This window comes from Rathayibacter sp. AY1C5, from assembly GCF_002931705.1.
Taxonomy (GTDB): Bacteria; Actinomycetota; Actinomycetes; order Actinomycetales; family Microbacteriaceae; genus Rathayibacter.
The window spans coordinates 26,616-51,014 of record NZ_PSWD01000017.1 but is presented as its reverse complement, the minus strand read 5'-3'; the positions used below and the strand labels follow the sequence as shown (position 1 = coordinate 51,014).

Below are 24,399 nucleotides of genomic sequence, written 5' to 3'. Positions count from 1 at the left end.
GGCGTCATCCGGCGACGGCTGCCTGCCCGGCTTCGAGCAGGTCGCGGACGCTGCGCGGCTCGCGTCCGAGGAGGCGCCCGAGCTCGGGGCCGGTGCCCGCGAAGAAGCCGCGCTCGGCCGCCCGGTGCATCCCGAGGGTGAAGCGCACGAGGAACTCGGACTGACCCGCCGCGACGCGCGCGGCGACCCACTCGTCGTCGCCGAGGACGCGCAGCTCGACGGGCCGCCCGCCGACCTCGGCCGCGATCCCGGCGATCTCCTCGAACGTCGGAGCCTCCGTCGCGGTCAGCATGATCGGCCCGTCCTGCGGGCTCCCCGAGAGGAGAAGCCGGGCGGCCGCCTCCGACTCGTCCTCGCGGGCCGTCCACGAGACGCGACCGTCCGAGGGGACCTCGATCACGCCGGTCTCCCGCCACGGTCCGAGGAACAGACCCAGGCTGTGCGCGTAGAAGCCGTTGCGGAGCGACGTCCAGGCGAGTCCGGACTCGGCGAGCAGGCGCTCGGTCGCCGCGTGGTCCCGGCCCGGGCCGAAGGGGGTGTCGGCGGCGGCGCCCTGGTGGCTCGTGTAGAGGACCCGTCCGACTCCGGCCGCGACGGCCGCCTCGACGGCGGTGCCGTGCAGGGCGACGGCGTCGGCCCGCGGATCGCTCGAGGAGACGAGGAGCAGTTGATCCGCTCCGTCGAAGGCGCCCGGGAGGGAGGCGGGGTCGGCGTAGTCGCCGACGCGCACCTCCACTCCGCGCTCCGCGAAGCGGGCGGCCTTCGAGGCGTCGCGGGCGACGACGGCGATCCCGGAGGCGGGGACGGAGTCGAGGAGGTGGTCGACGGTGGCGCCGTTCAGAGCGCCGGTGGCACCGGTCACGATGATCATGGGGAGAGCCTTCCGATGAGGGGTATCAGCGATACCACGAGGAAGATAACCACGGAATTCCCTTGATAGCAACCGTGCGCTACCGTCGATACGTGACCAGCCCCACTCCTCCGACCGACACGCGCCTGCGCATCGTCGAGGCGGCCGCCGGCCTCCTCCGCGACGAGGGCCCCGCCGCCGTCACCACGCGAGCGGTCGCCCAGGCGGCCGGGCTGCAGGCCCCGGCGATCTACCGCCTCTTCGGCGACAAGGACGGCCTGCTCGAGGCGGTCGCGGAGCACGTGCTGGCCACCTGGGTCGACTCCAAGGCGCGGACGGTCGAAGCGGCCGTCGCCGGGGGCGTCGACCCGGTCGAGGACCTGCGCTCGGGCTGGGCCGCGCAGGTGGAGTTCGGCCTGGCCAACCCCGCGCTCTTCCGCCTCCTCAGCGATCCGGGCCGCGCCTCCGGATCGCCGGCCGCCCTCTCCGGGCGGCGGGTCCTCGCCGCGCGCGTGCAGCGAGTGGCCGCCGAGGGCCGCCTCCGCGTGCCGGAGGAGCGCGCCGTCGGCCTCATCCAGGCGGCGGGCACCGGCGTGGTCACCACCCTGCTCTCCACCCCCGCCGCCGACCGCGACCCCGGTCTCGCCGACGCCGCGCTCGACAGCGTGCTCGCGGGGATCCTCGCCGACCCGCCCTCCCCCGGCGACGGCGGGCGGCTCACCGCCCTCGTCGGCGTCCGGGCCCTCGCACCGGAGCTCGTTGGTCTCACGCCCGCGGAGCGCCTGCTGCTCGCGGACTGGCTCGACCGCGCCCTCGCGGCGGCTGAGCAGGAGTGACGGGCACGCAGGAGTGACGGGCACGCAGGAGTGACGGGCGCGCTTCCACCACAGGAGCGACGAGCGCCGTCCCGCCGCGGAAACGAAGGCGCCTCCGTCCCGCAGAGACGCGGGCTTCGCGGCTAGGCGCGCTTGCCGTCGGGCGGGAGGATCGACGCCTGGATGAGCGGCACGGGGAAAGGAGGGCATGTTGAAGCTGTGGAGCGCGTCGAACGCGTTCCTCTACCTCGGCAGCGTCAAGGAGAACGACTTCCTGCAGAACGTCTCCGAGCTCGTCAGTGACTACGACCGCGAAACGACCTCCGCCAGCTACAACAAGGGCGTCCGCTCAACCTCGACCGCCTTGAAGCGCGAACGGATCCTGACCGTGGACGAGCTCGGAGCGATGCCCCGCGGCCGCGCCGTAATGCTCTCCACCGGATCGAGGGCCGCGCTGCTGCGCACCGTGCCCTGGTACGAGGGCACGAAGGAGAAAGTCGCAGCGATCAAAGCCAGACGTGTTCTCGGGCGCGGACCGGCTCGTCGCTGACGAATGTGCTTGTGCTACGCGCTGCGGCGGGAGATGAGCGAGTGCTCGACGACGATCTCGCTCGGGTGCGCCGGAGGGCCGTTCCGGATGCGCTGAGCGAGGAGGTCGACGGCCGTCTTGGCGATCTGGCGGCTGCCGGGATCGATCGTGGTGAGGGCGGGTATCGCGTAGGCGGCGGCGGTGACGTTGTCGAAGCCGACGACGGCGATGTCCTCCGGTACGCGGATGCCGCGAACGTGCAGTGCGTGCAGTGCCCCGAAGGCCAGGGTGTCGTTGAAGCAGAAGACGGCGTCCAGAGGGACGCGGGAGTCGAGCAGCTGCGTCATCGCGACGGCGCCGTCGGCGTGGTGCCACTCGGTGGCGACCGCGACGAGGGCGGGGTCGAACGGGATCGCGTTCGCCTCGAGGGCACCGCGGTATCCGTCCAAGCGGAGTGCTGCGGCGCTGACGGATCCGCCGGCGGGGTTGCTGCCGATCGCGGCGATGCGCCGGTGTTGGCGGTCGATCAGGTACTGCGTGGCGGTGGCCGCGGCGGCTGTGTTCGCCATGGTCACGTGATCGACCGGGCCGTCGAAGATCCTGTCGCCCAGGAGAACGAGTGGGCGGTCCCCGACGAGTACTTTCTCGTCTCCGGGGCCGAGTGCGTGGGGCTGGAAGATCAGTCCGTCCGACAGCTGGCGGCTGGAGCCGGAGAGGACGGCGATCTCGGCGTCTCGGCGCGCTCCGGTCTGCTGGATGATCACGGTCCAGCTGTGCCGCTCGGCCTCCGACATGATGACCGTCGCGAGCTGGCCGAAGTACTCGATCGCGAGATCCGGGATCGCGAGGGTGATGAGCCCGGTCTGGCCGGTGCGCAGTCCGCGCGCGGAGACGTTGAGTTGGTATCCGAGATCGCGGACTGCCTTGAGGACGAGATCGCGGGTCTCGGGTCTGACGTTGGCGTTGCCGCTGAGCACGTTGGAGACCGTGCGAGCGGTGACGCCTGCAGCAGCGCCGACATCGGCCATGGTCACCGGGCGGGTTCGCGATCGCGGCATCGGCATCATCCCTCCCATGAGCGTTCCCCGATCATCCCAGGTCGACGGTCGGCGAGAGGCGCACGGTCACCCAGGCGATGGCGGGGATCCGGAGCGAGAGGACGCCGTCGGTCAGCGCTACGGCGAGGGGCCGCGGAGTGACGGTGTCGGGGAGCTCCGCCGAGTTCGTCGCGAAGGGGTCCTCGTGTCGGAGGATCAGTGCCTCTGTCACCGTGAGGGTGGGGAACGACGTGAGGTCGACCGTGGTGTCCGTGACGCCGTCGGTCGCGCGGTTGACGATCATCAGGTCGAGCGAGCCGTCGGCGTGCGCCGCTGCGGCGAAGGCGAGGACGGGAGCGGAGTCATCGCCCGCTCCCGTGCTGTCCGCCTCGACGACGGTCCGGAGCGCGGTGGCGCCGGCGGAGCGCCGTGCCTGGGCGAACGGCCAGAAGGTGCTCTGCCGCCAGGCGGGGCCGTCCGGCTCGGTCATGATCGGACCGATGACGTTCACCAGCTGAGCCATGCTCGCTGCCCGGACGATGTCGGCTCTGTTGATCATGCTGATGAGCATGTCGCCCACGACGACGGCGTCCGCTGCCGTGTAGCGGTCCTCGAGGAGTCGGGGCGCCTCCTCCCATTCGAGCCCTCCGGCGACTCGTTCATCGTGTGCGACGAAGTCCCACACGTTCCACTCGTCGAAGGAGATGGCGATCGGACGCTCTGATCGCCTCTGTGCTCGGACCTGTCCGATCGTGTCGGCGATGGCGGTGATGAAGCGGTCCATGGCGACGCCGGAGGCGAGGAACGCGGAGAGGTCGCCGTCGTAGCGGAAGTACTGGTGGCACGAGACGAAGTCGACGTGCTCGACCGTGTGCAGCAGCACCTCCTGCTCCCAGGCTCCGAAGGTGGCCATCCGGTCGTTCGAGCTGCCGCAGACGATCAGTTCGAGGTCGGGGTCGAGTGCGCGCATGGCGGCGGCGGTGCGGGCGGCGAGACGCCCGTACTCGCCGGCGCTGAGATGGCCGATCTGCCACGGCCCGTCCATCTCGTTGCCGATACACCAGAGCCGGATGTCGTGCGCCTCGTCGGCGCCGTTCGCGCGCCGCTCGTCCGAGAGCGTCGTGCCGCCGGGGTGGTTCGCGTACTCCAGCAGGTGCAGGGCCGAGCGGATTCCGTCGGTCCCGAGATTCAGCGCCATCATCGGCTCGACGCGCGCCGCCCGGCACCAGCGGACGAACTCGTCGATCCCGAAGCGATTCGGCTCGACGGTGTGCCAGGCCGGATCGAGCCGGACGGGACGATTCTCGACCGGACCGATGCCGTCGCGCCAGTCGTACGCCGAGACGAAGTTGCCGCCCGGGTAGCGGACGGTCGTGACTCCGAGCTCCTCGACGAGCGCGAGGACGTCGGTGCGGAATCCGTCGGCGTCGGCGCTCTCGTGCGAAGGATCGAGCAAGCCGCCGTAGACGCCTCGGCCCAGGTGCTCCACGAACGATCCGAAGAGCCGCGAATCGATCGTCCCGACCGTGAAGGCGGGGTGCACGATGCCGTGCGCTCGGTGGACGGGGTGCGAGGTCATGGCCGTTCCGTTTCATCGATGAACTGGTGCGCACAGTATGCACGCCTCGACCAGCGCACCGCGATACGACCGGGTGAATCGCGGATATTGACGGAGGCGGCCCGGCGGCTCTACTATCGCCGACAGCGGTCCTCGATTTCATCGATGAAATACCTGGCACCAGGTGGCCGAGTCAATGAAGACAGTGAAAGCGAGGCACGTCGTGAGGCGTCACAGCACCCGGATCAGCATTGTCGCAGCGGTCACAGCCGCCACTGCGGCCCTTCTCCTCAGCGGTTGCACGCCGTCGTCCGCAGGAGGCGCCTCGGCCGGGAACGGCGGCGACACCCTGACCGTCTGGCACTACTACTCCGTCGACGGCCAGACCGCCGGACTCGAGGAGCTCGCGTCGGACTTCGAGTCGACGCACGAGGGGGTCGCAGTCGAGAACGTCTACGTTCCGTTCGACCAGCTGACGAACAAGCTCGTGCAGGCCGCGGGAACGGGCACCGGCCCCGATGTGGTCGTCTACAACGCCGCCGACACCTTCACCCTCACCGAGGCGAAGGCCATCGAGCCGATGAACGAGTGGTGGGACCAGTACGCCGACGCCGGGCAGTTCCCTGACGCCGTCGTGCAGAAGGTCGGTGACGACGTCATGGGCGTGCAGGGCTTCGTGAACCTGATCGGCCTCTGGTACAACCAGGACATCCTCACCGAGCTGGGTGTCGAGGCTCCCACCTCGTTCGAGGAGCTCGAGGCGGATCTCGCCTCGGCCACGGCCGCCGGGAAGGACGGCATCACGCTGACCGGCAAGGCGAACTCCGAGGGAGAGTGGCAGGCGTTCCCGTGGCTCTCGCGTGCCGGGTGGGACTACGCCGCACCCGAGCAGCAGCCGCTGCAGGACGCGTTCGCGATGGTGCAGGACTGGACCGAGAAGGGCTATCTGACCAAGGAGGCGGCGACGTGGGACCAGACGGTCCCCTTCCAGCAGTTCGCCGCGGGGAACACGGCCTTCGCCGTGAACGGCAACTGGCAGATCACCTCGGCCGAGAAGGACGCCGCGTTCGAGTACGGGGTCGTGCCGATCCCCGTCGGTGAAGACGGCTCCGTCTACCTCGGCGGTGAGGTGCAGAACGTGGGCGCCTTCTCCGAGAACAAGGAGCTCGCGCAGGAGTACCTCGAGCAGGAGTTCTTCTCGAAGCAGGGGCAGCTGACGCTGCTCGACGCCTTCGGCTCGATCCCCGCCCGCGCCGACGCGGCTGCCGACGACAAGGTCGGCAGCGATCCGATCCTTTCCCAGTTCGCGGCGATCCTTCAGGACGACGGCCACACTTCGCCCGACCCGGCGATCCCGTCCGAGAACGTCGCGAAGGTGCTGCAGACCGTCGGTGAGTCCTGGAGCGCGGCGGTCGCCGGTAGCGGGACCCCCGAGCAGCTGTCGGGCGACCTGATGACGACCCTGACGCCGCTGCTTCAGCAGTAGCAGAGACCGACGAGAGAACGGAACGACCGTGAGCAGCACCTCGACCACGACCCGGAGACGATCCGGTGTCGGCGGCGGCCGATTGGGCTTCGCCGCACCGGGAGGAGTGCTGCTCGCGGCGCTGTCGCTCTACCCCATCTACCTGCTGATGAGGATGAGCGTCAGCGAGGTCAGCTCCGGAACCCTCAACGGGGACTGGCCGTTCGTCGGAGTGCAGAACTTCCTCGCGCTGCTCCAGGGCTCCGACCTCGGCGGCGCCACGCTGCGCACCGGGGCCTTCGTGGTCCTGGTCACGGTCGTCGGGGTCGTCGGAGGACTCGGAGCGGCGATCGCCCTCCGTTCCTCCCGGCTGGGCAGTGCCTTCCTCCTGGGGATGATGGTGTTCATCTGGGCCATGCCGCCCGTGGTGAACGGCAGCATCTGGAAGTTCCTCCTCGCCGATCAGGGTCTGGTCAACACGCTCGTGCGGGCGACCGGCCTCTCGGCGGAGGGCGTCCCCTTCCTCTACGACGCGAGGTTCGCGCTGCTCTCGGTCGCGATCGTGAACGCCTGGGCCGTCATCCCCTTCAATGCGCTGGTCTTCCGGTCGGCTCTGCTGGGCATCGACCCCGAGATCCTCGAGGCGGCCTCGGTCGACGGCGCGAGCCGCTGGCAGGAGATCCGGAGCATCCTCATCCCCGCGGCGCGGCCGACCGCCGTCATCCTGGCGATCCTGACCGTCGTCTACGCCTTCCGCAGCTTCGACTTCATCTACGTGATGACCGCCGGCGGCCCCGGAGACGCGACGTCCACGCTGCCCTACCTCAGCTACTCCCAGGCCTTCGTCCAGCACGACTACGGACTTGGTTCCGCGACGGGCATCATCGCCCTCGCCATCGTGGCGGTCCTCGCCGTCGTCTACGTCCGATCGACCAGGAGCGAGTCCTGATGAGCACCCTCACCGCCCCCCTGACCCGCCTGCGAGGCGGCGCTGCGACCCGCGTCGCGCGACCGTCCCGCACCCGGGAGCCGGTCGCCTTCACCGTACGCGTGGTGCTCTACGTCCTGTACGGGCTGCCCCTTGTCTGGATCGTGCTCACCTCCCTCAAGCGCCAGGGCGACGTGGTCGGCGGAGCGATCCTCTCGGCGCCCTCCTTCGACGCCTATGCGGAGGCGCTCGCGAACCCCGCCCTCGCGACGGCGCTCGCCCAGTCGGCGCAGATCGCCCTCGGGACCACTGCACTGGTGCTCGCGCTCGGCGTCCCGTTCGCCTACGCGCTGCGCCGCGTCGACGGCGTCGTCGCCGGTCTCGTCCTCGGGCTGCTGATCTTCCTGCAGATGGTGCCGCAGACGGCGAGCATCATCCCTCTGTTCGCGATCTTCAGCAGGCTCGGTCTTCTGGACACCACCGCCGGTCTCGTCCTCGCCGATACGGCGATGTTGCTGCCGTGGGCCGTGCTGCTGCTGCGACCGTTCTTCGCCGCGGTGCCCGACGCCATCGAAGAGGCCGCCTCCATCGACGGGGCCGGTCGGTTGCGCACCTTCTTCGCCGTCGTCGTCCCGATCGTTCGAAACGGCATGGCGACGGTCGGCTCGCTGATCTTCCTCGTCGCCTGGGGCGAGTTCCTCTTCGCGATCAACCTCTTCCTCTCTCCGGTCAACTACCCGATCAGCGCTCTCATCGCGCAGCAGACGTCGGGGTACGGGATCGACTGGCCCGGGCTGATGGCTCTCGCGGTCATCTCCTCGCTGCCGCTGCTGGCCGTCTACGTGCTGTCGTTCCGGCTGCTGCGTGAGGGCCTCGCCGTCGGCAGCGTCAAGTAGCAGTCGTCCTTCCTCTCGTCCCGCGCCACTCTTGAAAGATCCCGTCATGACCTTCTCCCCAGCCCTGCCCGTTGACCCGGCCGCCGGGACCCTGACACCCCTCGCCATCGACCGGGTCCAGCTGGACCCGGAGGGGTTCTGGGGACGTCGGGTCGCCGTCAACGCGACCGCCACCTTCGAGCACAACCTCGGCTGGCTGGAGCGCGCCGGATGGCTGCGCAATTTCGAGCTCGCCGTCGGGGGCGGACTCGCCGAAGGCCGTCGCGGACGCGAGTTCGCCGACTCCGAGGTCTACAAGACCCTCGAAGGGCTCTGCTGGCACACCGCCGGACGTGAGGACCCGGAGACCGAATCGATCATCCGCGCTCTCACCGCCCGCATCGTCAGTGCGCAGGAGAGCGACGGCTATCTCGGCACCCGCTTCGGCCGGCACGGTCAGGCTGAACGTTACAGCGACCTCGAGTGGGGCCATGAGCTGTACAACGCCGGACACCTCCTCCAGGCCGCGGTCGCGCGACTGCGCACCCACGGTGAGGACGGGTTCACGCAGGCCGCGCGCCGTCTCGCCGACCACATCTGCTCGGAGTTCGGGGCGGACGGCCGCCAGACGGTCTGCGGACATCCGGAGATCGAGGTCGCGCTCACGGAGTTCGCCCGCGCCACGGGGGAGGAGCGCTACCTCGAGCAAGCCCGCGTGTTCTTGGACCGCCGCGGTCACCAGAGCCTGGAAGACGTCGAGTTCGGTCGCGCCTACTTCCAGGACGACGTCCCGATCCGCGAGGCCAAGGTCCTCCGCGGACACGCGGTGCGCGCCCTCTACCTCACGTCCGCGGTGGTCGACGTCGCCGTGGACACTGATGACGCCGAGCTGCTCGCGATCGTCGAGCGGCAGTGGGAGGCCACAGTCGCACGCCGGACCTACATCACCGGTGGAATGGGCTCGCATCACCAGGACGAGGCGTTCGGCGCCGACTTCGAGCTACCCAACGACCGCGCGTACTGCGAGACCTGCGCCGGCGTGGGCTCGATCATGCTCTCGTGGAGGTTGCTGCTCGCCACCGGCCGCCCGCGCTACGCGGACCTGATCGAACGCACTCTGCACAACATCATCGCCACCGCCGTGTCCGAGGACGGCCGCTCCTTCTTCTACGCGAACACCCTCCACCGGCGCGAGCCGGGCGTCGCGTCCTCCCCGGAGGAGCAGTCCAAGCGCGCGGACTCCAGTCAGCGGGCGGCGTGGTTCGACGTCGCCTGCTGCCCCAACAACCTCGCCCGCACCTTCGCCTCGCTGTCCGGCTACCTCGCCACCACCGATGCGAAGGGTGTGCAGCTGCACCAGTACGCGTCCGCCACGATCTCCGCCGCTCTCCTCCAGGGAGACGTCTCGATGGAGGTCTCCAGCGACCTGCCGGAGCGGGGGCGAGTCGCCGTGACCATCACGCGCACACCCGTCGAGCCGTGGACTCTGACGCTGCGGATCCCGACCTGGGCGACGAACGCGGACGTCGTCGTCGTCTCCGCCGACGGGGATGCTGCCGAGACGCCGACCGGACCGTTCCACGGCACGCTCCACCTCGAACGGCGTTTCTGCGTCGGCGACCGGATCGAACTCGACCTCCCCTTCGAACCCGTCCTCGTGCAGCCCGACGAGAGGATCGATGCCACCCGCGGCACCGTCGCCGTCCAGCACGGACCGGACATCCTCTGCCTCGAGTCCGTCGACCTCCCCGCCGGCGCCCACGTCGACGACATCGCCCTGGACGCCGGAGCGGTCCCGATCGCACGAGAGGGGCGTGTGACGCTCGCCGGCAGCGTCGCCGAACGCGACGAGCACGAATGGCCCTTCTCCAGAATCCCTCGAACCCCGCACCGACGGCCGTTGACCGTGGCGCTCACCCCGTACCGGTCGTGGGGATCCCGAGGTCCCGTGTCGATGCGCATCTGGCTTCCCGTGAACCACTCCTGATTCCCGGGCGAGCTCCCACCGCCGGGCGGATCCTCGCTCCTCTGCGGCGGCCGCCGGTCACCGCATCCGCACTTCGACGAAGAAGGCAGGACATGTCCCTCCTCTCACGCAGAGCCTCTCGGCTGCTCGCGGCGCTCACGATCGGCGTCATCGCCGCAGCAGGATCGGTGGTGGTCGGCCAGACCGCCGACGCCGCCACCAGCTACCCCTACACGCTCGCCTCCGACAAGATCCGCGCGAGCTTCGCCGCGGACGGGTCGATGCAGTCGCTCAAGATCGTCGGCGACCTACACGACACCGAATACCTGATGAACCCGGACAGCGCTCCGGAGCAGGCCCGCGAGACGAACAGCAAGTACCGCCAGTGGTTCGGGAACCTGATGTTCTCCTACGCGAACGGCACGGGAGCAGTGTCGACCACCGGTGTCGGCGCGAACCCCTGGAAGACCGCGTGGACCTCCCAGTCGGCCGACGGCCGCACCGTCTCGGCGACGTCGAGCAGTGTGACGGTCACCCACCAGAACTCCACCAACGCGGAAGGCGTGAAGGGCTTCACCGTCACCGAGACGTACTCTCTCGCCTCCGACGGCTCCCTGGTCTGGAAGCAGGACGTCAAGAACACCGCGGCCACGCAGCTCGTCATCGGCGACTGGGGTGTCCCCGTTCCCGGCAACGAGCTATGGAGGCAGGGCGACTCGATCTACGAGACCCGGGTCCTCACACACTCCTACGTGGGTAAGAACGGCTCCTACGTCACTCTCGAGCGTCCCAGCGGCCAGGGCCCGTTCATCGCCATGACCGCCGACACCGCATCCGGCTCCGGCTTCGAGTACCAGGACCGCTGGCGCACCGAGGAAGTCGGCAACACCTCCTGGGCCTGGAACTCGGCGAACGAGAGCTCGAACATCAAGGGCCTCAACATCTACTACCCGCACTCCACCGCGATCCAGAAGACCAACCGCGGCTACCTCAGCTCCACCAGTGTCGCCATCGCGCCGGGCGCGACGAAGAGCTACACCTATCGCATCGGCAAGGTCGATGACGACGCAGCACTCAAGCAGACGATGTTCGATCGAGGGCTGCTCGACACCACGGTCGTCCCCGGACTCATCGTGCCCATCGACCGGCGCGCAGAGATGGCGTTCCGGATCAAGGGCACCATCACGTCAGTCACCGCGCGCAACCGCAACGACCTCAAGGGGTCAGCGCCCACGAACCCCGTCGTGACGTTCTCCCGGAGCAACGGCGACTACCGGATCTACGGGATGACCTTCGACCGCACGCAGCTGGGCGCCAACGACGTCACCGTCTCGTACACGGACCAGACCGGCGCCGCGCGGCAGTCCGTCCTCCAGTTCTCCGTGATCGACAGTGTCGCGGGACTCCTCGACACGCATGCGAAGTTCATGGTCGAGAAGACCCAGTGGAAGCCGTCCGACGGACTCTCCGCGAGCGACATCCGCAACTACACCTTCGACGACTGGATGATGAACGCCCCCGACGGCAGCCTCGCCACCACGACGAACGCCCCTCAGGGCCGCCGCAACGAGTACGCCGGCTACTACGGGCTCGGCGACGACTGGGGACTCCCGCACGGCCAGTTCCTCGCGGAGAAGCTCGTCGCCCTGCCCGACGCCACCCAGATCAAGGCCCTCGACGACTACCTCCAGAAGGCCGTCTGGGAGAACCTGATGGGGAACACGTCGCCCAGCGCCGCGCCGAAGTACACCGTCTACGACTTCTGGGAGCAGGGGAAGCCCGGCAGCCTGAACACCACGCCCGGCTACCGCGGCTACGCCTACCCGCACGTCTACAACACGTTCTTCGGCATGTACAACATCGCCAAGCAGAACCCCTCCGCGATCGCCTACGCCCACCCCGCTCAGTGGTACCTGACGACGGCCTACGGGATCTTCAAGGAGCTCTACGAGGGACCCGTCGCCTACAACTGGGAGACCGGACTCATGGGTGAGCTCTCGACACCCGATCTCATCGCCGCATTGCGCGCCGAGGGACTGGACACGCAGGCCAACGACATCGAAGCGAAGATGGCGATCAAGTACGCCAACTTCTCCTCCAACGCCTACCCCTACGGCTCCGAGTACAGCTACGACAACACGGGGGAGGAGGCGGTCTACACCCTCGCCAAGCTCAATGTGAACGATGACAAGACGAACGCCCTGCGCGTCATGCGCGACATCGTCGCCAAGACGGAGGCCGCCCGCGGACGCATGCCCGTCTGGTACTGGTACTCCGACCCCACCACCATCACGGGCGAGAACTGGTGGCAGTTCCAGTACAGCGCCTCCCTCGCCGGCTACACGATGGACGACTACATCAACCACACCGCAGCACTCGAGACCGGAACCACGGCCATCACCGCCGCGCGCCGCGCCGAGCTGCAGCGCCTGAACTACGCCGGCAAGGTCGCAGGACTCGCGACCATCAACTCCGGCCAGATCAGCAACGCGCCGGCCAACATCGGAGCCGCATCGTGGTCGTACCAGGCCGAGCGCGGCAACCTCGGCACCCTCGGGGTCGGCGGAGGCGCGAACGTCAAGCTGAACAACGGCTGGCGGGGCATGACCGGCGAGAGCGATCTCGGACTGTGGGGCACCCTGCAGACCCTCAGCGCCGACGTCGTCACCGATGACCCGATCTTCGGAGTCGTCGGATACGGAGCGGACGTCTCGCGGGACGCCTACTCCACCACCGTCATCCCGAAGGACGGCCTGCAGCGCCGCCTCAACCTGGTGACCCAGCAGCTGTCGGTCGACCTCGAGAACGACGCCTACTCGCAGGCGATCGTCGGCTCGAACAGCGCCGACCTGCGCCTGGACATGCTCAACCGCACCGGCACCGCACACTCCGGCATCGCGGAGGTCAGCGGCCTCGCGCAGGGCAGCTACGCGGTCATCGTGAACGGCGTGCGCCAGCGCACCGTCAACGTCTACCGGCCCGCCTCTCTCGCGGGAACGCTTCCCGCGCCGGTCCGCGTCCCGTTCGATGCGCCCGCCGGCAGCACGTACATCGTCCACCTGGTCTCGACCGCCCCGGGCGCGAATGCGGCGCCGACCGTCAACGCCGGACCCGACCAGGCCGGGCTGTCCCTCGGACTCGATCCGATCCAGCTCAGCGGATCCGCCTCCGACGACGGACTCGGCTCGCCGAACGGAACCCTGACGACGCAGTGGAGCGTGCAGTCTGCTCCTGCCGGTGCCACCGCGACCTTCGCGTCGCCGACTGCTCGCCGCACGTCTGCGTCGGTGAGTACCGCCGGCAGCTACGTGTTCGCACTCCGGGCAAGCGACGGCGTCCTTGCGACCACCGACACGGTGTCCGTGACCGTTCAAGCCCTGCAGCCGCTCCCGGCCGACTGGGTGACCTACACCTTCGACTCATCGTCGAACGGCACCGTCCCCGACGCCTCCGGCAACGGCAACGCGCTCGCGCTCAAGGGGACGGCGGCAACCGCCACCGACGGCACGGCGAGCGTGCTGCGGCTGAACGGAAGCGACGGGGCCTTCGCCCAGCTGCCGTCGGACATCCTGTCACGCTCGAAGGACCTGACCATCTCGATGAGGGTGAAGGTCGATTCGATCTCCACCTTCAGCCGGCTGTTCGACTTCGGCAGCAGCACCCAGAAGTACGTGTTCCTCACGCCGAAGTCGACTGACGGGAAGCTAGGGCTCGCCCTCACGACCTCCGGTAATGGAGCGGAGACACGGATCTCGACGAACTTCACGATGCCCGCTGGGCAGTGGACCGACATCAAGGTGACCTTCAAGGCGAATACGAACGGCACGACGACGGGAACGATCTTCGCCAACGGAGTGCAGGTCGGGCAGAACACCGCCATGCCGCTCGCTCCGAAGGACCTAGGCCGCACCAGCGGCAACTTCCTCGGCAAGTCACAGTTCCCCGACCCGTACCTCGCCGGCAGCTTCGACAGCTTCGAGATCGACGGAGTCGTGCGCTAACGACACCCGAAAGACCAGCGCTGAACCGCTCGTCGCCCCCTCCTCACGCGGCGACGAGCGGTTCAGCACCTCTTCCCGCGCACAACTTCTGCGCATCAGCCCTCGCCCGCTGGCGCCACCGAGGGGCGAGCTGGTTGAGGTTGCTCGAGACGTACCCGATCGTGCTGCGGATGTTCATCAGATCCGCGGCAACTGACGTGAACTCCGCGTCCGTGATGACCGCGTCCTCGGCCGTCGCGGACTCGAACGGGGAAGTGCGACGCCCGCAGCGGGTCGAGCAGGCTGTCGCCGGCGACTACTCGCCGTCCTTCGCCCTCGCGCTGATGCAGAAGGACGCGGGGCTGATCCAGGCCTACGCGGACAGCGTCGGCGCACCCGTCCCCGGCGTCGCGACGGCCCGCCACTACATCGACGAGGCGATGGCCGCCGGCTTCGGCGGGGAGAACGCCTCGGCGCTGATCAAGGCGATCGCCGCGGAGGCCGACGTCGACCTGACCCGGCGCTGACCCTCCGCCCCGGGGTGCCCCTGCCCGGCCGTGACGGCCGCCGCAGGGGCTCCCCCGGCACCCTCCCCGTCCCGGCCGCGCCGCGTGCTTCACTGGAGGGATGACCACGCGTGACGACCACATCGCCGACTTCGCCGAGTTCCTGACCGCCTCCCCCTCCTCGTACCACGCGGCCGCCGAGGCGGCACGGCGCCTCGAGGGAGCCGGATTCACGGGGCTGGACGAGACGCAGGCGTGGCCCGCGGGGCCCGGCCGGTACTACGTCGTCCGCGACGGCGCGATCATCGCCTGGCACCTGCCCGAGGGCTCCGGGGCGACCACGCCCTTCCGCATCCTGGGCGCCCACACCGACTCCCCCGGCTTCATGCTCAAGCCCCGGCCGACGATCGGTTCGAAGGGCTGGCTGCAGGCCGGCGTCGAGATCTACGGCGGCCCGCTGCTCAACTCCTGGCTCGACCGCGAGCTCGAGCTGGCCGGGCGCGTGGTCACCCGCGACGGCTCGACGCGCCTGCTCCGGACCGGCCCGCTGCTGCGGATCCCGCAGCTCGCGATCCACCTCGACCGCACGGCGAACGAGGGACTCACCCTCGACCGCCAGAAGCACACCGTCCCCGTGTTCGGCATCGGCGACGCCTCCGAGGTCGACCTGCTCCAGCTGCTCGCCGCGCACGCCGGGCTCGACGACGCCTCCGACATCGCCGGCTACGACCTGCTCACCGCCGACACGCAGGCGCCGCGCCGCTTCGGCCTCGACGAGATGCTCCTCGCCGCCGGGCGGATGGACGATCTCAGCTCCGTGCACGCCGGCCTCGTCGCGCTCCTCGCGGCGAGCGCCGATCCCGCGGCGCCGCCCGCGCACATCAGCGTGCTCGCCGCCTTCGACCACGAGGAGCTCGGCTCGGCGAGCCGGTCCGGAGCGAGCGGGCCGTTCCTCGAGGACGTCCTCTCGCGCATCGGCACGGCCCTCGGCGCCGGCGTCGACGAGCGCGCCCGGGCGATCGCCGCCTCCTGGTGCCTCTCGGCCGACGCGGGCCACTCCGTGCACCCCAACTACTCCGAGAAGCACGATCCCGCGAACCAGCCGGTGGCCGGGAAGGGGCCGCTGCTCAAGATCAACGCGACGCAGCGCTACGCGACGGATGCGCGCGGCGCGGCGCTGTGGGCGGGCGTCTGCGAGCGCGCCGGGGTCGGGTACCAGGAGTTCGTCTCGAACAACTCGGTGCCGTGCGGATCGACGATCGGCCCGCTGACCGCGACCCGGCTCGGCATCTCCACGGTCGACGTGGGAGTGCCGCTGCTCTCGATGCACTCGGCGCGCGAGCTCGCCCACGTGGACGACCTGGTCGCCCTGACCGCGGCGATCGAGGCGTTCTTCACTCCCTGAGCCGGGTCCGGCGCGATCGGGGCACCGCGGCCTGGCGCACCCGCCGGACGGACCCCCGGCTCCGCTCAGTCGCCGGGCGGCCGCCGGCGCTGCTGCTTCGTCTCGGAGCGCTGCTGCTTCGCGGCGAGCCGGCGGCGGGTGGAGCCGCGCGTGGGCCGGGTCGGGCGCCGCGGGGCGGAGGGCGGCGCGAGGGCCGCGGTGATGATCCCGCGGAGCAGCTCGAGGGCCGTCTCGCGGTTGCGCAGCTGCGAGCGCTCCTGCGCCACCGTGACGGTGACCGCTCCGGAGACGAGCCGCCGCCCGAGGCGCTCGAGCAGGCGCGAGCGCTGCTCGTCCGAGAGGGCCGTCGACTCCTCGACGCTCCAGGTGAGCTGCACGCGGCTGTCGGAGGTGTTCACGTGCTGCCCGCCGGGCCCGGAGGAGCGCGAGAACCGCCACTGCAGCTCCGATGCGGGGACGACGAGCCCCGGCCGCACCTCGAGATCCATGCGGCAAGCCTGGCACGCGCCCGCCCCGGAGCGGGAGCGCCGGCGATCCGCTCCCGGGTGCGGTGTCCTCTTCCGGACGTGTCCGCTACAGGCTCTTGTCCCCGCGGTGGTCACGTCCGGACACTGGAGAGGTGCCCGGGCGGGCGCATCGGCCGACTCCTCACTGCCACCCGAAGGCGTCGAGGGGTCGGCCGCACGGCTCGGTCCCGCGGGAGCTCAATCGCGCGGCACCGTCTCGGCGAGGTCGATCTCGCCGTCGTCCAGCGCTCCCGGCTCGAGCGCCTCCGGATCATCGAGCACCGGCTCTCCGGCACCGGCGTCGCCGTCGCGGGTGCGCGAGTCCGCCGCCCACGCCGTGCCGAGCGCGAAGAGCGTCGCCACTCCGTAGTGCTCCATCGCGGCGGCCACGCGGCGGCGGCCGGTCCGCGGATTCATGCCGAGCCGGTGCGACGCGGTCTCGAGCGTGACGCCCTGGCGCATCAGCCGGAGCAGCGGCAGCCAGCTCTGGTCGACCGCTCCGATCGGAGCGGCCTGCCGCCACAGCACCTCGAAGTACGACTCGACCAGACCGGCCAGCGCCGCATGGCGCACGCCGAGCACGCTGGTCGGCTTCGTCTCGCCCCACTCGAACGGGACGGCGAGGTGGTCGCCGTCGACCCAGAACCAGCTCGGCGGGCTCTCGAGGAGCCGGTACTCGACGCCCGCCGCCTGGTACGCCTCCACCCGGGCGAGCACCCGGGGGTCGCGCGCGCCGGCGGCCGGCATGATGACGCGCACCCGGTCCTTCGCCGCGAGCGCGTGCCCGAAGCGGATCGCCCGCTCCGTCGGCGGGTCGAGGAACCGCTCCACGTTCGGGAGCACCGCCACGAGCGAGCCGGAGTCGCGGCGCACCAGGTCGAACCAGAGGTCCTCGGACGCGTGCGGCCCGTGGCGGAGGAGGGTCGGCACGGGATCCGACGTGTCCTCGCCGACCCGCCAGGCGCCGAGCAGCATCGGCAGGCCCGCGACGACGCGCTCGATCCCGTCCAGGGACTCCCTGCCCGCCCGCCGCGCCGACTCGGTGTGCCGGGCGATGGCCGCGGCCGCCCACTCCATCGGCGCCGGGAAGTCGAGCTGCTCGCCCTCGCCGCCCATGAGCCCCCGGCCGCGGAGCCGCTCGATCGCCGCGGCGACCTCGGCCGCGTCGATGTGGGTCAGCTCCGCCGCGTCGGCCAGCGTCGCCGGCCGTCCCCGCAGCAGCGCAGCCAGGAGTCCGTCGTCGTCCATGCGTCTCCTTCGCCGTGGGCCGTCACCCGAGGGTGCCGTCTCCGCGGTCGAGGAGCAAGGGACGCGCGGCGGACGGCGGGGAGCGGCCAGGCGGGGGCGGCGGATGAACTCGTGACGGGCACGGACCTCGGCTCACCTGAGGAGACCAGCCGGAAGATCAGGGCCGTCCCTGGTTCTCCGTCTTGATGCCTCCCCAGGCCTACTGTTCTGCGACGTCCCGTACGCGACCGGACTCCGAGCCCTTGAGAGAGGAGACGTCTGGTCGACTTCAGACGCTCGGGCTCCCGTCGTCGAGGTCCTCGTGGTGGCGGTCGACGTATCCAGCCATGCCGGGGACCGTGAAGGCGATCTGGCCGTGCTCGGGTGAGTAGACCAGTCCTTTGCTGATGAGCGCGGCACGGTAGGGCCCGAGGCTGGTTGTCGGGATACCCATTCGCTGCGTGACGAGAGCGGTGGAGGAGGGTCCCTCACCGTCGGCTGCCATGGCGCGGAGCATTCGTCGCTCTGAGCGCGTGGCTCGCTGCCATCGTGAGCGGAAGAATCCGGCATCGAGCTGTTCGGTCCCGTACTGCACTGCTGCCGTGGCGTCGGCCAGAGTGACAAGACGACTGGAGAGGTTCCATGCGGCCTGCCCGTACTCCTGAATGAAGTACGGGTAGCCGCCTGCGGCTTCGAGGAGAATCTCGAGCGCATCGGGAGCGAACTCAGCGCCGAGCCGCTCCGCGGGCTCTCGGAGAGCGTGCGCCGCATCATCGCGAGAGAAGGTGCCTATCTGTCGATAGTTGAAGAGGCGCTCGGCGTACGAACGCGTCTCCGTGAGGACACGGGGGAGATTCGGGAGGCCGGCGGCGATGATGTAGAACGGCCACTCCCGCTGGTTCGCCGCATGCTGAGCGGCGATGAGCGCACCCATCGTCTCCGCATCGAGGTCCTGCATCTCATCGACGAACACACCGAAGGCACGACGACGCTCCCCCAGAGCGGTGGAAACGTCTTCGACGAGCTCGAGGAGGTCGACTTCAGCGTCGCCGGAGTCGGCACGTCCGTCGTTGAGTGCGACTCCGAGTTCGATCCCCGTTGCACCGACCTTCGCATTGAACGAGGAGATCGTGCCGAGCGCTTCTCGCATCAGCGCCGTCGGCTTCGAGCGGGTGAGCTTGCGAGCGGACACGACGAGCTCTCGAGCCAGGGCACGCCGTACGGCCCGCGCGCCGCCTTCATCCCGACGCGCCTCGAGGCGCACCGTGAGCCACTCGAACGACTCCGCCATGCGGTGCATCTCGTTCAACAGCACCGTCTTGCCGACGCCGCGGAGGCCCGTGAGGACGATGCCGCGATCGCTCATTCCATGCGTGACACGAGCGCGGATCGTGTCGAACGCTTCGAGCTCGCCAGTCCGACCAACGAGCTCGGGCGGCCGCCGACCGGATCCAGGGCTGTAGGGGTTCTGCTCAGGCAACATCTAGCCGATGATAGTCACCTCTAGCCGAAACCTAATTCATCGCTATCGACTGCAATCGTCCGCGCCGGCGCCACGTGGTGGCGACCATGCGATGCTGCGAACCCCCGTTCCAGCTTCCCTTCGAGTCGCCGCCGGGCAGCGCATCGGACCCTGCACGCTGAAGGGCGAGCGCGAGCCTTGTCCGCTCCGACCGAGGATCGGCTCGCGCCGTCGATCCGGGTTCGGCCGGGCGCATGCTGCTGCGGTCACTCGGACAGCAGCGGGATCGAGCGGCCCACGCGCCTGCCGTACTCGGCGATGGCGCGGCCGACGGGGAGCCGCTCGGCCTCGTAGCGCTCGAGTGCCTCGTCGACCGGGTGCCGCGCGAGGGAGGCGGCGAGGGCCAGCGCGTCGCCCGCCGCCTTGGCCGCGCCCATGGCCGTGTGCGGCCGCACCGTCACGGCGGCGTCACCGAGGAGGGCGACCCGGCCGCGGACCGTCCGCGGCGGGACGTAGTCGACGATCGCCTGCAGGAAGGGCTGCGACTCGGCCAGGACGGCAGCCGCGAAGGGCGGCGGCAGGCGGTCGACCGCGTCCTCCTCGAGCCGGCGGCGGAGATCGGGAGCGAGATCGCCGGGCGCGAGGGACACGCTCTCCGACGGACGGCCGGACGCCGTCATCACTCCGCGGAGGGCGTCCTCGGAGAGGGGCCGGTACCAGACCCAGTTGTAGCGCCGTCGGCCGGGCTCCACCTCGCCGGCTGGTCCGGGGACGAGGTAGCCGAGCATGTGCTCGCCGGGCGCGGTGTAGAAGGCGAAGCGTCCGAGCAGAGTCGCCGCGGCCCCGGCGGGGAGCGCCGACTCCGGGATCAGCCCGCGCCAGGTCGAGTAGCCGGCGTAGCGGTTGCCCGGCGCCTCGGGCGCGACCGCCGCGCGCACGACGGATCCGAGGCCGTCGGCTCCGATGACGACGTCGAACTCCAGGCCGCTCCCGTCGCGCAGCTCGACGACGACCGGGTCCGTCCCGGTCGAGGGGCGCACCCCGGCGACGGCGTGGCCGAGGAGGTAGCGGTCGGCGGGGATCCGCGAGCGGAGCGTGTCGTAGAGGTGGTCCCACGACACCTGCGTCTGCGGGGAGGGGTCGCGGCCGATCACGCGCCCGGAGCGGTCGAGGGTGATCCGCTCGTGCGCAACGACGCCGACCCGCGCCTCGTCGTCGCGGCCGATCGCGTGCAGGAGGTCGATCAGGTCCTGCTGGGCCACCAGCCCGGCGCCCCGCCGCGACAGGCCCGTCGCCGACCGCTCGAGGACCGTCACGCGGTGCCCGTCGCGGACGAGCAGGGCCGCGGCGAACAGTCCGCCGATCGAGCCGCCGACGATCCCGACGTCGAGCGGGCGCACCGCTCCTCCTGCTGCCATGAGCGCGACCGTACCGGCGAGCGCGCGGCGCCCGTTCCTACAGACGGCGGAACAGCGCCCCTCAGGCGCGGTCGTCCACCCGCAGCGATCGGATCATCCCGCGGAGCAGGCGCGCCGCCGCCTGCCGCTCCTCCTCCGCGAGCCCCTCCAGCATCCGCAGCTCCACCCCGCGGACGGCGGCGGACGCCTCGGCCAGGCTCCGGCGTCCGCGCCCGGTGAGCCGGGCGGGGAGCGCCTTGCCGACGGGAGCCGCGTCGGGGCGGGTGACGACGCCGTCGCGCTCCAGAGTCTGCAGCAGGACGTTCATCGACTGCCGGGTGACGAAGGCGCCCCGCGCGAGCTCCGAGTTCGACAGGCCCGGCCGCTGGGCGAGGAGCTCGAGGCAGGAGTAGTGGGTGACCGTCATCCCGAGCGGGCGGAGCACGGCCTCCATCGCCGCGCGCAGGGCGCTCGACGCCTCCTTGAGGAGGTAGCCGAGCGAGGTCTCGAGGTCGATGCCGTCTTGACTCATGTCAGTATTCTGACATACGCTCCGGTGTGTCAGAAAGCTGACACAACCGAGGAGGAACCCCATGCCCGTCACCGGCCCCGACTTCGTCTCGCTCCAGGTCCGCGACCTCGCGGCGTCCCAGGCGTTCTACGAGCAGTACCTCGGCCTGGTCCGCTCGCCCGCCGGCCCGCCGCACGCCGTCGTCTTCACGACGACTCCGATCGCCTTCGCCCTGCGCGATCTCGCGCCCGGCACCGACCTCGACTCCGCCTCCCGCCCCGGGGTGGGCGCCGCGATCTGGCTGCACGCGACCGGCGTGCAGGAGATCCACGACGCGCTCGTCGCCGACGGGTACCCCGTCGTCGCGGCTCCCATCGACGGCCCGTTCGGGCGCACCTTCACCTTCGCCGACCCGGACGGCTACCACGTCACCCTGCACGACCGCGCCTGAGCGGGACGGTGCGGACCGCGCCTGAGCTGAGCGGGGCAGAGCGGGACGGGACGGGGCAGAGCGCCTCAGCCCATCGCGCGCAGCTGGGCGGCGAAGAGGTGCAGCGAGCGGTCGACCTCGGGCAGCGCCGGCGTCCGGTTGAGGTGCCCGTGGGGCATGCCGGCGGCCAGGTGCCCGGTCACGGAGACGCCCGCCTCCGCGAGCTGGCGCAGGAGCAGCTCGGCCGACCCCCGCAGCTCGTCGTACTCGTTCACGAGGACCGTGACCGGAGGCAGACCCGCCAGCGGCGCGGAGCCGGGCAGCGCCTCGACGGGGAGGTCGGAGGTCCGCCCGAGGTAGGTGCGCACCATGCCCTCGATGCTCGACGGAGGAAAGCGGAGGACGGGCGGCAGCTCGCGCAGCTCGGCCGCGATCGCGTCGTCGACGGCGGGGTTGGGGAAGTGGGCGAAGGGGTAGGCCAGGAGCACGTGCTCCGGCAGCCGCGCACCGGCGTCGCGCTCGCGGAGGACCGCACCGAGGGCCAGGGCCGCTCCCGCGCTCGCGCCGCCGATCGCGACGGGTGTGGATCCGGACTCCGTGCTGCGGAGGTGCCGCCAGACGGCGTGCACGTCGTCGAGCGGGACGGGGTAGCGGACGTCGGGGCCGGCGAGCCGGTAGTCGACGGAGACGACCCGGGCCCGCGCCCGGTGGGCGAGCTCCGCCGCGACGACGTGCGACTCGCGCATGTCGATGCTCCCGGCGGCGAACCCTCCTCCGTGCACCCAGAGCAGAGCGCGCTCGGGTGCGGCGGGCGAGTACACGCGCAGCGGGACCGGTCCGTGCGGGCCGGACGCGGTCTCCGTGACGACGTCGATCCCCTCGGGCAGCGACCAGGGCCCCGGATCCTCCTCGAAGGCGGCCATGCGGGCGGCCTGCTCGGCGTCGAGCGGATACGCGAGGCCGGCCAGGAGGGGCAGCCGGGCGGCGAGGTACGGATCGAGCGGCATCGGCGCCTCCTGCGGGGTCGGGGTCGCGGACCACGCTAGCCCGGCCGCGGGTCCTCGAGCGGCGCCTGCTCAGCCGCGTCGCTGCAGGAGCATCACGCCGTCCAGGAGCACGGCTGCCGTGCCGTCGGGAGCGGTCACGGCGCGCTCCCTCGTCTCGACGAGCTCCGCGGTCCACTCGGCGGGGTCGAGGGCCAGCTCGGCGAGCTCCTCCTCGGGGCCGACGAGGTGCATCGCTCCGTGGCGGTGGTCGTCGCCGCTCGCTGACGGCGGGGGTGCGGCGTGCGAGACGACGGCGAGGCGGCCGCCGGGAGCGACGACGGAGGCCGCCCGCCGCAGCACGTCGATCCGCGGGAACTCGGCCATCGAGTGCAGGAAGCTCGCCGTCACCAGATCGAACTCCCCCACGACCGGCCAGTCCTCGGCGAGGTCGGCCTGCACGAAGTCCACGTCGGCGCCCCGCTCGGCCGCGGCCGCGCGCGCCCGGCCCAGCGCCGTCTCGGAGAGGTCGAGCCCGGTCACGCGCCAGCCGAGCGACGCCAGCCACAGCGCGTCCGCCCCCTCGCCGGCGCCGAGGTCGAGGGCGCGGCCCGGCGGCAGCGAGCCGACCAGCCCGACCAGCGTCGCGTTCGGCCGGCCCGACCAGATCCGATCGGAGTCGGCGTAGCGCGCCTCCCACTGCTCGCGTGCGGTGCTCATGCTGCTCCTCGTCCCCGGGGCGCAGAGGCACCCGCGTCGAGGATGCCGCGCCGCCGCTCCGGCCGCCAGCCGTCGTGCCGAACCGGCACGGGCACCCGTCCCGCGGACGACACGGCCGGACGGAGCCGCGGCGCCGCGCGGACCCGCCGGACGCACTTCCCCGACACGCCCCGCGCCGATTAGCGTCGGTGCATGGCCCTCCGACTCGAAGAGATCATCGTCGACTGCACCGACTTCCGGACCCTCGGGCACTGGTGGCAGGAGGCCCTCGGCTGGGACGTCGTCGACGAGGACGAGGACGGCATCGAGCTGCTCGCCCCATCGGGCCGCGGGCCGAGCCTGCTCTTCCTCGACGTGCCCGAGCGCAAGACCGTGAAGAACCGCCTGCACCTGGATTTCGTGCCGGACGACCAGGAGGCGGAGGTCGCGCGGCTGGTCGGCCTGGGGGCGACGCGGTCCGACATCGGGCAGGGCGAGCAGTCCTGGGTCGTGCTCGCCGACCCGGAGGGCAACGAGTTCTGCATCCTCTCGGCGCGGGAGTGAGAGCGCTTCCACGTTCCGGGACGGTTGTCGGGAAAGCGCTTCCATGCGCACGCATCGAAAAAGATTCTGAAATGTCAAGGGTAGAACGATCGTTCTCGACTCCCTAGCATCGCCTCCGACGCGTTTCCCGACCGGGAGCGCGCGGAGCCGAGGAGTCACCGTGACCACCTACGACAGACCCGTCGCCGCCGTCGGCATGACGCAGTCGCAGCAGCAGGGCGAACTGCTCGCCGGCCGCGCCCTCGAGAACCGCGCCCTCGGCCTCTACGCGTACGCCTACCGCCTCACGCTGTCGGACTCCGCGGCGAGCGCCGCCCTCCGCCACGCGGCGGTCACCGTCCGCAGCGGACGGCCGCAGGGACTCGACGACACGGGCGCCCTCGACCTGATGCGCTCCGAGGTCGGGCGCGCGAGCGTGCAGCGCGGCGGCTCCGCGATGGAGCGCGCCGAGCAGGCCCCCGCGGCGATCCGCGAGGACGACCTGCTGCGCTCGGGCTTCCACCGCCGCCTGCACGCCCTGCCGACGCTCGAGCGCCAGGCCTGGCTGCTCCGGCACACCGGCGGCCACGACGTCGACGCGATCGCGGCGATGCTGCACGAGCCGGCGGAGCGCATCCGCTCGGCCCTCGCCTCGGCCGCCCGCACGCTGGTCGAGGGCGAGCTGGCCGAGAGCGAGTCCGCGGAGTAGCGCGGCACGAGGTGCCCG

General features: G+C 70.9%; 22 protein-coding genes. 12 read left to right on the top strand and 10 right to left on the bottom strand.

The window, feature by feature from the left end; genetic code table 11:
- Window positions 1–4: 4 nt before the first annotated feature.
- On the bottom strand, window positions 5–871 hold the full coding sequence (locus C5C57_RS12485) for an NAD(P)H-binding protein (RefSeq protein ID WP_104297670.1): 867 nt from the start codon (window positions 869–871) through the stop codon (window positions 5–7).
- Between the two features lie 92 nt (window positions 872–963).
- Here C5C57_RS12485 and C5C57_RS12480 point away from each other — a divergent pair, with 92 nt between their 5' ends.
- Together C5C57_RS12480 and C5C57_RS12475 are read left to right on the top strand one after the other, a co-directional pair.
- A complete protein-coding gene (locus C5C57_RS12480) occupies window positions 964–1,686 on the top strand; it encodes a TetR/AcrR family transcriptional regulator (protein WP_104273706.1) in 723 nt (240 codons plus the stop codon).
- Between the two features lie 187 nt (window positions 1,687–1,873).
- A complete protein-coding gene (locus tag C5C57_RS12475) occupies window positions 1,874–2,215 on the top strand; it encodes a TraM recognition domain-containing protein (protein ID WP_104247249.1) in 342 nt (113 codons plus the stop codon).
- Between the two features lie 14 nt (window positions 2,216–2,229).
- Here C5C57_RS12475 and C5C57_RS12470 read toward each other — a convergent pair whose 3' ends face one another.
- Together C5C57_RS12470 and C5C57_RS12465 are read right to left on the bottom strand one after the other, a co-directional pair.
- Entirely contained in the window at window positions 2,230–3,252 is a 1,023-nt protein-coding gene (locus C5C57_RS12470) for a LacI family DNA-binding transcriptional regulator (RefSeq protein ID WP_104257515.1), read from the bottom strand.
- A gap of 31 nt (window positions 3,253–3,283) precedes the next feature.
- Window positions 3,284–4,810 carry an alpha-N-arabinofuranosidase gene (locus tag C5C57_RS12465; protein WP_104260521.1) on the bottom strand — a complete coding sequence of 509 codons (1,527 nt, stop codon included), beginning with the start codon at window positions 4,808–4,810 and terminating at the stop codon, window positions 3,284–3,286.
- Window positions 4,811–5,012: 202 nt separating this feature from the next.
- On the opposite strand from C5C57_RS12465, the gene C5C57_RS12460 reads away from it, so the two are divergent.
- The 7 genes from C5C57_RS12460 to C5C57_RS12430 all read left to right on the top strand — a co-directional run bounded on the left by C5C57_RS12460 (window position 5,013) and on the right by C5C57_RS12430 (window position 15,914).
- Entirely contained in the window at window positions 5,013–6,275 is a 1,263-nt protein-coding gene (locus C5C57_RS12460; protein ID WP_181069195.1) for an extracellular solute-binding protein, read from the top strand.
- Window positions 6,276–6,303: 28 nt separating this feature from the next.
- A complete protein-coding gene (locus tag C5C57_RS12455) occupies window positions 6,304–7,203 on the top strand; it encodes a carbohydrate ABC transporter permease (protein ID WP_104247247.1) in 900 nt (299 codons plus the stop codon).
- A complete protein-coding gene (locus C5C57_RS12450; protein WP_104224039.1) occupies window positions 7,203–8,078 on the top strand; it encodes a carbohydrate ABC transporter permease in 876 nt (291 codons plus the stop codon). The genes C5C57_RS12455 and C5C57_RS12450 overlap by 1 nt, the downstream gene beginning before the upstream one ends.
- Window positions 8,079–8,124: 46 nt before the next feature.
- Window positions 8,125–10,044 carry a glycoside hydrolase family 127 protein gene (locus C5C57_RS12445; RefSeq protein WP_104297668.1) on the top strand — a complete coding sequence of 640 codons (1,920 nt, stop codon included), beginning with the start codon at window positions 8,125–8,127 and terminating at the stop codon, window positions 10,042–10,044.
- A gap of 92 nt (window positions 10,045–10,136) precedes the next feature.
- On the top strand, window positions 10,137–14,024 hold the full coding sequence (locus C5C57_RS12440) for a DUF5695 domain-containing protein (RefSeq protein ID WP_104257467.1): 3,888 nt from the start codon (window positions 10,137–10,139) through the stop codon (window positions 14,022–14,024).
- Window positions 14,025–14,194: 170 nt separating this feature from the next.
- On the top strand, window positions 14,195–14,530 hold the full coding sequence (locus tag C5C57_RS12435) for an NAD-binding protein (RefSeq protein WP_146078797.1): 336 nt from the start codon (window positions 14,195–14,197) through the stop codon (window positions 14,528–14,530).
- 100 nt (window positions 14,531–14,630) lie between these two features.
- Entirely contained in the window at window positions 14,631–15,914 is a 1,284-nt protein-coding gene (locus C5C57_RS12430) for a M18 family aminopeptidase (protein WP_104260523.1), read from the top strand.
- 65 nt (window positions 15,915–15,979) lie between these two features.
- On the opposite strand, the gene arfB is transcribed toward C5C57_RS12430, so the two are convergent.
- The 5 genes from arfB to C5C57_RS12405 all read right to left on the bottom strand — a co-directional run bounded on the left by arfB (window position 15,980) and on the right by C5C57_RS12405 (window position 21,038).
- The gene (gene arfB / locus C5C57_RS12425) at window positions 15,980–16,402 is read right to left on the bottom strand and encodes an alternative ribosome rescue aminoacyl-tRNA hydrolase ArfB (protein WP_104224044.1); all 423 of its coding nucleotides are present in this window, start codon (window positions 16,400–16,402) and stop codon (window positions 15,980–15,982) included.
- A gap of 216 nt (window positions 16,403–16,618) precedes the next feature.
- Window positions 16,619–17,668: a hypothetical protein gene (locus tag C5C57_RS12420; RefSeq protein ID WP_104269565.1), complete on the bottom strand. Its 1,050-nt coding sequence runs from the start codon at window positions 17,666–17,668 to the stop codon at window positions 16,619–16,621.
- 268 nt (window positions 17,669–17,936) lie between these two features.
- Window positions 17,937–19,130, bottom strand: a complete 1,194-nt coding sequence (locus C5C57_RS12415; RefSeq protein ID WP_104225860.1) for an ATP-binding protein — start codon at window positions 19,128–19,130, stop codon at window positions 17,937–17,939.
- A gap of 245 nt (window positions 19,131–19,375) precedes the next feature.
- Window positions 19,376–20,527: an FAD-dependent monooxygenase gene (locus C5C57_RS12410; protein ID WP_219812165.1), complete on the bottom strand. Its 1,152-nt coding sequence runs from the start codon at window positions 20,525–20,527 to the stop codon at window positions 19,376–19,378.
- A gap of 61 nt (window positions 20,528–20,588) precedes the next feature.
- Window positions 20,589–21,038 (bottom strand): MarR family winged helix-turn-helix transcriptional regulator, encoded by a 450-nt coding sequence (locus C5C57_RS12405; RefSeq protein WP_104263257.1) that lies wholly within the window; start codon window positions 21,036–21,038, stop codon window positions 20,589–20,591.
- A gap of 61 nt (window positions 21,039–21,099) precedes the next feature.
- On the opposite strand from C5C57_RS12405, the gene C5C57_RS12400 reads away from it, so the two are divergent.
- Window positions 21,100–21,468 (top strand): VOC family protein, encoded by a 369-nt coding sequence (locus tag C5C57_RS12400; protein WP_104288001.1) that lies wholly within the window; start codon window positions 21,100–21,102, stop codon window positions 21,466–21,468.
- 65 nt (window positions 21,469–21,533) lie between these two features.
- On the opposite strand, the gene C5C57_RS12395 is transcribed toward C5C57_RS12400, so the two are convergent.
- The gene (locus C5C57_RS12395; RefSeq protein ID WP_104297667.1) at window positions 21,534–22,454 is read right to left on the bottom strand and encodes an alpha/beta fold hydrolase; all 921 of its coding nucleotides are present in this window, start codon (window positions 22,452–22,454) and stop codon (window positions 21,534–21,536) included.
- Between the two features lie 69 nt (window positions 22,455–22,523).
- Window positions 22,524–23,150 (bottom strand): class I SAM-dependent methyltransferase, encoded by a 627-nt coding sequence (locus tag C5C57_RS12390; RefSeq protein ID WP_104288003.1) that lies wholly within the window; start codon window positions 23,148–23,150, stop codon window positions 22,524–22,526.
- 192 nt (window positions 23,151–23,342) lie between these two features.
- On the opposite strand from C5C57_RS12390, the gene C5C57_RS12385 reads away from it, so the two are divergent.
- Together C5C57_RS12385 and C5C57_RS12380 are read left to right on the top strand one after the other, a co-directional pair.
- Window positions 23,343–23,693: a VOC family protein gene (locus C5C57_RS12385; protein ID WP_104260527.1), complete on the top strand. Its 351-nt coding sequence runs from the start codon at window positions 23,343–23,345 to the stop codon at window positions 23,691–23,693.
- A 160-nt stretch (window positions 23,694–23,853) separates the two neighbouring features.
- On the top strand, window positions 23,854–24,381 hold the full coding sequence (locus C5C57_RS12380; protein WP_104288004.1) for a hypothetical protein: 528 nt from the start codon (window positions 23,854–23,856) through the stop codon (window positions 24,379–24,381).
- Window positions 24,382–24,399 lie beyond the last annotated feature (18 nt).

Excerpts from the sequence above, each read along its gene's own strand:
- C5C57_RS12410 (WP_219812165.1), bottom strand. The coding sequence starts at position 20,527 with ATGGCAGCAGGAGGAGCGGTGCGCCCGCTCGACGTCGGGATCGTCGGC.
- C5C57_RS12445 (WP_104297668.1), top strand. The coding sequence starts at position 8,125 with ATGACCTTCTCCCCAGCCCTGCCCGTTGACCCGGCCGCCGGGACCCTG.
- C5C57_RS12395 (WP_104297667.1), bottom strand. The coding sequence starts at position 22,454 with ATGCCGCTCGATCCGTACCTCGCCGCCCGGCTGCCCCTCCTGGCCGGC.
- C5C57_RS12465 (WP_104260521.1), bottom strand. The coding sequence starts at position 4,810 with ATGACCTCGCACCCCGTCCACCGAGCGCACGGCATCGTGCACCCCGCC.
- arfB (WP_104224044.1), bottom strand. The coding sequence starts at position 16,402 with ATGGATCTCGAGGTGCGGCCGGGGCTCGTCGTCCCCGCATCGGAGCTG.
- C5C57_RS12435 (WP_146078797.1), top strand. The coding sequence starts at position 14,195 with ATGTTCATCAGATCCGCGGCAACTGACGTGAACTCCGCGTCCGTGATG.
- C5C57_RS12450 (WP_104224039.1), top strand. The coding sequence starts at position 7,203 with ATGAGCACCCTCACCGCCCCCCTGACCCGCCTGCGAGGCGGCGCTGCG.
- C5C57_RS12440 (WP_104257467.1), top strand. The coding sequence starts at position 10,137 with ATGTCCCTCCTCTCACGCAGAGCCTCTCGGCTGCTCGCGGCGCTCACG.
- C5C57_RS12420 (WP_104269565.1), bottom strand. The coding sequence starts at position 17,668 with ATGGACGACGACGGACTCCTGGCTGCGCTGCTGCGGGGACGGCCGGCG.
- C5C57_RS12470 (WP_104257515.1), bottom strand. The coding sequence starts at position 3,252 with ATGCCGCGATCGCGAACCCGCCCGGTGACCATGGCCGATGTCGGCGCT.
- C5C57_RS12485 (WP_104297670.1), bottom strand. The coding sequence starts at position 871 with ATGATCATCGTGACCGGTGCCACCGGCGCTCTGAACGGCGCCACCGTC.
- C5C57_RS12405 (WP_104263257.1), bottom strand. The coding sequence starts at position 21,038 with ATGAGTCAAGACGGCATCGACCTCGAGACCTCGCTCGGCTACCTCCTC.
- C5C57_RS12385 (WP_104260527.1), top strand. The coding sequence starts at position 23,343 with ATGGCCCTCCGACTCGAAGAGATCATCGTCGACTGCACCGACTTCCGG.
- C5C57_RS12475 (WP_104247249.1), top strand. The coding sequence starts at position 1,874 with ATGTTGAAGCTGTGGAGCGCGTCGAACGCGTTCCTCTACCTCGGCAGC.
- C5C57_RS12415 (WP_104225860.1), bottom strand. The coding sequence starts at position 19,130 with ATGTTGCCTGAGCAGAACCCCTACAGCCCTGGATCCGGTCGGCGGCCG.
- C5C57_RS12400 (WP_104288001.1), top strand. The coding sequence starts at position 21,100 with ATGCCCGTCACCGGCCCCGACTTCGTCTCGCTCCAGGTCCGCGACCTC.
- C5C57_RS12430 (WP_104260523.1), top strand. The coding sequence starts at position 14,631 with ATGACCACGCGTGACGACCACATCGCCGACTTCGCCGAGTTCCTGACC.
- C5C57_RS12390 (WP_104288003.1), bottom strand. The coding sequence starts at position 23,150 with ATGAGCACCGCACGCGAGCAGTGGGAGGCGCGCTACGCCGACTCCGAT.